This is a genomic window from bacterium (assembly GCA_021372775.1).
In the GTDB taxonomy this organism is placed as follows: Bacteria; Acidobacteriota; Polarisedimenticolia; order J045; family J045; genus JAJFTU01.
Window position 1 is genome coordinate 1 of the sequence record JAJFTU010000201.1, and the last position, 7536, is coordinate 7536.

Consider the following 7536-nt stretch of genomic DNA (forward strand, 5'->3'; position numbering starts at 1 on the left):
AGCGGCGAGCCTTGGCGGTCGCGGGCCTCGACGAGGCGGCGCAGCAGCTCCGGGAAGTTGTCGCCGCCGGAGACGAACGCGCCGTTGCCGGCCCCGACCATGTCGAGGTTGTAGACGCCGACGCAGCGGCCGAGTCCGCGCGGCGGACGGGCCGCGAACTGCTTCGAGCCGAGCAGCCCCGCCTCTTCCCCCGCGAAGAGGACGAAGGCGATCGTGCGGCGCGGACGCGGCGCGAGCCGCGCCGCGGCGCGCGCGATCTCCAGCACCGTCGCCGAGCCGGAGGCGTTGTCGTCGGCGCCCGGCAGCAGCTCCGGCCAATCGCCGCAGTGGTCGAGGTGCGCGCCGACGAGCACGTACTCCCCCGCGAGCGCCGGATCGCTTCCCGGGAGCAGCGCGACGACGTTCGCCGCCTCTCCCTTGACCGGGGCGCCCCCGGCCACGGCGAGATGGACGCGCCGTCCGGTCGCGAGGCTCGCCGAGCCCCCCTTGGCGAGGACGCGGCGCAACTCCTCCAGCTTCAGCTTCGACGGCGCGAGAATGTCGCCCGCGATCTCCTCCGAGACCGCGGCCATCGCCAGCCCTTCCACCGCCGCGCCGTTCGGGTTCGCGACGGCCGACTCGGCGAAGAGGTACCCCGCGGCGCCGTGGGCCTTCGCCGCCGCCGTCCGGGCGCGGTGGGAGTCGTGGGCGCTCCAGTCGCGGCCGTCGGCCGGCGCGCCGCGCAGCGCCATCACGATCTTGCCGCTCACGTCCACGCCGGCGTAGTCGTCCCGCCCCATCTCCGGGGCCGTGATCCCGAAGCCGACGAAGACGACTTCGGCGGTCACGTCCGCCGTGCCGGAGTAGAGCAGCGCGAGGTAGTCCTTGAACGGCTTCAGCTCGCGCGGGGCGCCGCCGTCCGCCGGCAGGAGCTCCATCCGCTCCGCGGTCGGCGTCGAGAACTCGACCGGGAACCGCTCGAGATAGTCGGGAGCGTCGGCCGGCGCGGCGAGCCCCGCCTCGCGGAGCCGCGCGGCGGCCCAGCGCGCCGCGGCCATGAATCCGGGCGCGCCGGTGCGGCGGCCGGCGAATTCGGGCGAGCTCAGCTTGGCGACGGTCTCGTAGGCCGACGCGGCGGAAACCGCCTCGACCGCCCGCGGGAGCGGCGTTCCTTTCGCGGCGGGCGCGGGCGAGGCGGCGAGAACGAGCGGCGAGGAGGCCACGGCGACCAGCGCGGTCGCCAAGCGGACGAGCGTCATCACGGTCCTCCGGCGCGGCGCCGCGGCGGAGGCGGCCCGCGCCCACATGATGCCGCGCGGCCGGCCGCGGCGCTCCCGCCGCGGGAGGGGCGCGCGGCGCGGCGCCGGGAGTTCCCGCGATCGTTCTCCGCGCGGCACGCGTGGGCGGGGCGCGTGGAGTAGAATCCGCCCCCGAAACGGCCGGCCCCGAATGTCCGGCCGCCACTGAGGTCAACAATGCTGATTCGTTCTTTCGTTCGCGCGCTGTGCCACGTTTCCGCGGCCGCCGCCGTCGCCGTCGCGCTCGCGCCGTCCGCCGCGCGCGCCGAAGGCGAGGTTTCCTCGTCCACCGCCGACGACCAGGCGCGGCTCCTCGCCGGCCTGCCGGTCTCCGACGGCTCGCCGCTCAAGTCGCTCGAAGAGACCGCGATGTTCAAGACGCACGCCAAGGCGGTCAACGACGCTTGGGCGCGGCTCGACACGCGGCTCGACAAGATGACCGACTGGGCCAAGAGCGAGGTCTGGCCGAAGATCGACGCGAAGAAGCCGCTGCTCTATCTCTTCGGCGGCCCCGACGCGATCGGCGCCAACGTCCTCTTCCCCGACGCCCCGGCGTACTACCTCGCCGGCCTCGAGTGGGTCGGCAACGTCCCGCCGCCGGAGAACATGAAGGAAGAGGCGCTCGCGCAGGGCCTGAACGGCCTGCGGATCGCGCTGCGCACGTCGATGGGGAAGAGCTTCTTCGTCACCAAGGACATGTCGGCCGACCTGACCCACACCGAGCTCAAGGGGGTCATGCCGATCCTCTACATCTTCCTCGTCCGCTCCGGCCACCACATCGTGGACCGCACGATGATCCAGATCGACGCCGACGGGAAGCTGCAGGAGATTCCGCCGAGCCGCACCGACCGCGAGCTGGTCCAGGGCGTGCGGATCCGCTTCCGCGACGAGGGGAGCGAGCGGGTGCAGGAGCTCTACTACTTCCGCATCGACCTCGCCGACAAGAACCTGTCCAAGCGCCCCGGCTTCTACCCGTTCCTGAAGGCGCTCGGCCCGTTCAACAGCTTCCTCAAGGCGGCGTCGTTCATCCTCCACGACCCGTCGTTCACCGTGACCAAGAACTTCATCCTCGACAACAGCGACGCCGTGCTGCAGGACGACTCGGGGATGCCGTACCGCGCGTTCCGCAAGGACCGCTGGGACTTCCACTTCTACGGCAAGTTCTCGACCCCGACGACGAAGGCGTTCCAGGGGTACAAGCAGCCCGACTTGGCGCGGGCGGTCGAAGAGGCCGGCGAGGGGAAGCCGCTGCCGTTCCTCATCGGCTACTCCCACCCGGGGAAGTCGTTCCTGCTCCTCGCCACGCGCAAGGCGGCGAAGGACTGAGCGTTCGCCCTTCGGCCGTTCTTCGAAGATCGCCCGCCGGGCTTCCGGCGGGCGTTTCTTTTCACTGCAGCAGCAGCCGCAGGAAATCGGCGTCGCGGAAGTCGCCCCCCGCCCCCTGGCGCACGACGACGAGGCCGAGCGAGGGAACGACGTAGAGGCGCTGGTTCCACGAGCCGACCATCGCCACCAGATCGGGCGGCGCGGCGCGCGAGAGGCAGGCGCGTCCCCAGTCCACGGCGCGCCCTTCGGCGAGAGCGTTCTCGACGTCCACCTCGACGGCGTCCTTCCGCGTCGCGCCGGCGTTGAGCCAAAACGTCAGCCCGTACATCGGGTTCGCGGCGCTGCCCTTGAAGAGCTGCGCCAGCGCCTTGCGGTCGAGGATCCGCGCGCCGCGCGCGCGTCCCTGTCCGAGGACCAGGCGGCCGATCCGCAGCAGGCCGCGCGCCGTCAGCTTGGCCCCGCTCGACATCCACGGATGCCCCGCGGCGTCCTCGCGCCATTCCGCCGGGGCGACGCCGAGCGGCCGCAGCAGCCGCCGCTCGAGGTAGGCCCGCGGCGTCTCGCCGCGCGGGCCGAGCTTCCGCGCCAGGATCTCGCCGAACAGCTCCATCCCCGCCGGGCCGTACTGGAACGACGCGCCCGGCGCGGCGTCGAACGGCAGCCGGAGCGCCGCGGCGCGGACGTCGGCCGTCGCGTCGTCGTAGATCACGTCGCCGCCGGGGACGACGCCGGCGGTCATCGACAGCAGCTCGCGGACCGTCGCCGCCTTCTTCTCCTCGTCGTCGGCCCAGTCGCCGAGCGTGGCCGCGACCGGCTCGTCGAGGTCGAGCAGGCCGTCCTGCGCCGCCGCGGCCGCGGCGAGCCCCCAGAGGCTCTTCACGCAGCTGGCGAGGCGCACCGGCTCCTTGGCCGAGCCGCCGTTGTCGTAGCGTTCGAGGACGGTGCGGCCGCGGCGCCAGACGATCAGCGACAGCCCGCCGCGCGCCGCCGAGTAGCGCGCGGCCGCGGCGAGTCCGCGCCGCGTCACGCGCGGTCCCCCGGCCGCGGGGAGCGCGGCGCAGGAGAGCAGCCCGACGAACAGAAGAAGCCAACGGTGCATCGCACGACGTCCCTCCGCCGCGGACGATGATAGCCCGAGGGGCGGCCGGCGCGACGACGCGCGCGACGGAAGACGGGATGCGCGGCCACGCGGAAGGGCGGCCACGCGCGACCAGAGACGCGGCATGCAGCCGCGCCGCAGGGCGGCCACGCGCGACCAGAGACGCGGCGCGCGGCCGCGTCGAAGGGCGGCTGCCCGCTAGGCCTCGGCGACGACGTCGCCGCCGTTCATGTCGGCGGCGACGAGGCCGTCCACGATCCGGATCACGCGGCGGGCCCGCGCGCCGACGGACGGATCGTGCGTGACGAGGACCACCGTGTGCCCCTGCGCGTGCAGCTCGGCGAACAGCTCGAGGATCTCCTTCCCCGTCTTGGAGTCGAGGTTCCCGGTCGGTTCGTCGGCGAGGATCATCGAAGGGGAATTGACGAGGGCGCGGGCGATCGCCACGCGCTGCCGCTGTCCGCCGGAGAGCTGCGTCGGCACCGCCTTGACGCGCCCGGCGAGGCCGACCCGATCGAGCGCCGCCATCGCCCGGTCGCGCCGCTCGACGCGCGGCACGCCGCCGTAGAGCATCGGCAGCTCGACGTTGCGCAGCAGCGTGGCCCGCGGCAGCAGGTTGAAGCTCTGGAAGACGAAGCCGATCTCGCGGTTCCGCACGTCGGCGAGCTCGCGCGAGCTGAGCCGCGAGACCTCGCGCCCGGCGAGCCAGTAGTCGCCCGCGGTCGGGACGTCGAGGCAGCCGAGGATGTGCATCAAGGTGGACTTGCCCGAGCCGGAGGGGCCCATGATCGCCAGGTACTCCCCCCGCCGCACGTCGAGGTCCACGCCGCGCAGCGCGTGCACGGCGTTCTCCCCGGCGTCGTAGACCTTCGTCACGCCGCGGAGGGAAATGATCGTGTCGGAGGAGGGCTGGGCTTCAAGCGCGGCGCTGGTCGCGGTCATCGATGGTCCACCTCGCGAGCGGACGCCCCGCGCGCGGCGCGGGCGTTCTTCGCTGCGGCAAGGATACGGCCGCGGCCGGGCCGCGCGCGACGCGCCGGCCGACCGCTGGCCTCCCCGATCCGGCCGCTCGCCGCGCGGCGCCGCGCCGGACGCGCGCGGCGGCGCGCCCGCCTCAGAGTTCCAAGCCGAGCGCGGCGACCGCCGCGGCGAAGTCGGGGGGCGGCGGCGCGGTGACGATCAGTTCGCCGCGCCCCAGGAGATCCGGCAGCTCGAGCCGCCACGCGTGGAGCAGCGTCCTCCCCGGATCGAGCGCGCGCCGCAGTTCCGGGTCGCGCACGCCGCGCTGGCGCGGCCCGCCGTACAGGTCGTCGCCGACGATCGGATGCCCGGCCGCGGCGAGATGGACGCGGATCTGGTGGGTCCGCCCGGTCTCCGGATGGAGCTCGACGAGCGAGGCGTGGGCGCCCGCCCCGCGCACGACGTAGCGGGTGCGGGCCGCGCGCCCCGCGGGATCGACGAGCATCCGCCGCCGGTCGCGGCGGTCGGGGCCGAGCGGCGCGTCGTAGAGGCCGTTCGCCGGCCGCGGCCGGCCCCAGACGACCGCGAGGTAGGTCTTCCGCAGCCGCCGTTCGGAAAGGGCCAGCGCGAGCGCGCGGTGCATCTCCTCGTCGCGGGCGAGCAGGACGACGCCGCTCGTCGTCACGTCGAGGCGGTGGACGAGCAGCGTCGCCGCCGGATCGATCCCCCACCCCTCGCGCTCCGCGGCGGGGAGCGCCGCGACGAGTCGCGCCGCGGCGGCGCCGGGGTCGGCCCGCTTCGTGGCGAGGCTCAGGCCGGCCGGCTTGTCCACCGCCAGCAGCCGCTCGTCGGCGTAAAGGAGGCGGGCGATCACGGCGCGACGCGCGGCGCCGGATCGACCAGCGACTCCAGCGGCCGCTCGGGCGAGGTCGGGTGCGCGGCGAACCACGCGTAGAGCGGGCGGCGGTAGTCCTCCGCTATCAGCTCCCCGGTGAGGCCCGTCAGGCCGTCCATGCTCTCGAGCATGTAGTTCGTGACGAGGATCTTGTAGCGCGCCTCAGGGTCGAGCGGCGCGCCGCTTTTCGCCAGCAGCCAGCGGCGCCCTTCCCAGCGCAGGCCGCCGAGCCCCCAGACGGCGCCCGGCTTCGGGCGGCGCAGGAACGAGGCGAGCCGCCGGCCGTCGATCTCGACCAGCCGCAGCTCGTTGCGGAACGGCAGCAGCGAGACGACGGTCCCGCGCGTCACCGGCCCCGGCGGCAGCCCCTGCCGCACGCCGTGCGGATTGACGATCGCCGCGTCGGCCGCCGGAACCCGCTCCAGCAGCGCGTCGGAAACGAGGTTGTAGACCGGCCAGCCGTCGTCCACGCCGCGCGCGCTGAAGGCGACGACCTCGCCGTAGTCCGCGGCGAGCCGGGTCTCCCACTTCGAGATCTCCGCCCGCACGGCCGGATCGGCGGGAGCGTCGGCGCGTTCGACCATCTCGACCGCCTTGACGTCGAGCACGTCGGCGGCGCCGGTCTTCGGATCGACGTCGAGGTCGATCCGCACGTAGCCGCCGAAGTTCGACCCCGCGTTGACGAACCACGCGCCGCCGCCCCACGCCCGCTCGCAGCGGAACTCGTGCGTGTGGCCGCCGACGAAGAGCGCGACGCCGAGGTCCTTCGTCTCGCGCGCGAGGCGCCGCATGTCCCGCTGCGAGGCGTGGCCGAGGACGATCACGACCTGCGCCCCGGCGGCCCTCGCCGCCGCCGCGGCGCGCCGCAGCGCCGGCTGGTACTGCTCGACGGTCAGCCCGTCGAAGTGCGAGGCTTGGTGCGGCTGCATCGTGTAGAGCCCGACGACGCCGATCTTCAGCCCCTGCTCCTCGATCAGCGCGAACTGCGGGAAGGCCGGCTTGCCGTCCTCGCCGAGGATGTTGGCGGCGACGAACGGGAAGCGCGCCTCGCGCCGCAGCTCGTCGAGCGCCGCGCGGCCGAAGTCGAACTCGTGGTTGCCGAGGGCGCTGACGTCGTACCCCATCAGGTTCATCGCCGCGACCGCGGGCTTGCCGTCGTAGACGGTCGCGAGAGCCGGGCCGGTCGCGACGTCCCCCGCGGAGAGGACGAGGAACGAGGCGGGAACGTACCCTTCCGCCGTCTTCCAGCGGGCGAGCATCTCCGCCGCGCCGCCGACGCGCCGCGCGCCGCGATTCTGCGGCTCGAGCCAGCCGTGCATGTCGCCGGTGACGAGCACCTTGAGCGGCGCGCCCCACGCGGCGGCCGCGGCGCACGCGGCGCAGAGGAGCGCCGCGGCCCAACGCCGCGCGCGGTTCACGCCTCCTCCCCGGGAACGGCCGGCTTCGCCGCGAGGCGGCGGAGCATCGCGCCGGCGCTCGGGGTGTGGAAGCGGCCGAAGACCTCGGGCGCGGCGAGCACGGCGACGAAGGCGTCGGGATCCTCCTCGCGCACGATGTCGGCCAGCTCGCTCGTTTCCGGGCGGCTGACGATGCAGAGCAGCACGGTGACCTCCTGGCCGGTGTAGGCGCCGCGGGCGTCGAAGACGGTCGCGCCGTGCCCCATCTGCCGCAGCACGCGGTCCTGGATCGGGCCGGGGCGGCGCGTCATCACGAGGAAGGCGCGGCGCGGGCGCGGCGCCTGGATCGCGTCGAGCGCCCAACTGGTCGCGACGATGCCGAGCAGCGTGTACATCGCCAGCTCGGCGCTGGAGATCAGCGCCGTGACGACGACGAGTCCGCCGTTCAGCGCGAGGAGCGCCTCCCCCCCGCCGACCCCGAACCGCCGGCTGACGTAGACGCCGAGGATGTCGAAGCCGCCGAGCGATCCGCTCGACTTGAGCGCCACCGCGCTCCCCACGCCGACCAGCGCGCCGCCGAAG

General features: G+C 74.3%; 7 protein-coding genes. 1 reads left to right on the top strand and 6 read right to left on the bottom strand.

Annotation, left to right across the window (positions count from 1 at the left end):
- On the bottom strand, positions 1-1238 hold a 1238-nt coding region (locus LLG88_07065; GenBank protein MCE5246666.1), incomplete at its 3' end, for a M20/M25/M40 family metallo-hydrolase.
- A 216-nt stretch (positions 1239-1454) separates the two neighbouring features.
- Here LLG88_07065 and LLG88_07070 point away from each other — a divergent pair.
- Positions 1455-2603, top strand: coding sequence for a hypothetical protein (locus tag LLG88_07070; protein ID MCE5246667.1), 1149 nt, complete (start codon positions 1455-1457; stop codon positions 2601-2603).
- Positions 2604-2664: 61 nt separating this feature from the next.
- Here LLG88_07070 and LLG88_07075 read toward each other — a convergent pair whose 3' ends face one another.
- From LLG88_07075 to LLG88_07095, 5 genes are all read right to left on the bottom strand, one after another.
- Positions 2665-3702, bottom strand: coding sequence for a beta-lactamase family protein (locus tag LLG88_07075; GenBank protein MCE5246668.1), 1038 nt, complete (start codon positions 3700-3702; stop codon positions 2665-2667).
- Positions 3703-3900: 198 nt separating this feature from the next.
- On the bottom strand, positions 3901-4644 hold the full coding sequence (locus LLG88_07080) for an ABC transporter ATP-binding protein (GenBank protein MCE5246669.1): 744 nt from the start codon (positions 4642-4644) through the stop codon (positions 3901-3903).
- Between the two features lie 172 nt (positions 4645-4816).
- On the bottom strand, positions 4817-5536 hold the full coding sequence (locus LLG88_07085; GenBank protein MCE5246670.1) for an RNA pseudouridine synthase: 720 nt from the start codon (positions 5534-5536) through the stop codon (positions 4817-4819).
- Positions 5533-6975: a bifunctional metallophosphatase/5'-nucleotidase gene (locus LLG88_07090; GenBank protein ID MCE5246671.1), complete on the bottom strand. Its 1443-nt coding sequence runs from the start codon at positions 6973-6975 to the stop codon at positions 5533-5535. Before LLG88_07090 ends, LLG88_07085 begins: the two co-directional genes overlap by 4 nt.
- Positions 6972-7536: YitT family protein (locus LLG88_07095; protein ID MCE5246672.1), on the bottom strand; the 565-nt coding region annotated here is incomplete at its 5' end. The genes LLG88_07095 and LLG88_07090, both read right to left, overlap by 4 nt.